General features: G+C 43.1%; 1 protein-coding gene. It reads right to left on the reverse strand.

Annotated features, from left to right (window positions below; translation table 11 throughout):
* On the reverse strand, window positions 1-515 hold a 515-nt coding region (locus HMPREF9073_RS11375; protein ID WP_009413920.1), incomplete at both ends, for an RHS repeat domain-containing protein.

The following is a 515-nucleotide window of genomic DNA, read 5'->3' on the forward strand; positions in this document are numbered from 1 at the left end:
GAAATAGCCAAGTCCTTTAGCATCAAGACGTGCACCATTTGAAATCCAATTTATCACTCCTCCTACGACAGCGCCTATGACTAAATGCCAAAACTCTCCATTTTGGTCTACATATACCAGTGGGTTATTCAAACAATATCCATACCTGTTAAAGTTCTGGGTATTAAAAGGGTCTTGTACATAGTTATCGGGTTGTAAGAAACGGTGTAGCGCTGGGTCGTACAAACGTCCGTTCATATGTATCAAGCCTACGGTTTGCAGGTGTTCGTGTCCTGTAAAGCCTCGGTCTAATAGGGTGAGTTTGTCTAAGGTATTGCCTGCGCCGTCTTCTATTTTTATGGGTTGCCCCCAAGGGTCAAAGTGTCTGCGTTCGGCTATATTGCCGTTCTTATCGGTGAGCATTACTATAGAGCCTAAGTAATCTCTATGTAAGTAATAGAGCTTTTGTGTCTCACCGTCTGAAATGAGTATCGCAGGAGCGCTATACGCATCACCTCCTAAGTAAAGTATAAACT

This window comes from Capnocytophaga sp. oral taxon 326 str. F0382 (assembly GCF_000318295.1).
GTDB classification, from domain to species: domain Bacteria; phylum Bacteroidota; class Bacteroidia; order Flavobacteriales; family Flavobacteriaceae; genus Capnocytophaga; species Capnocytophaga periodontitidis.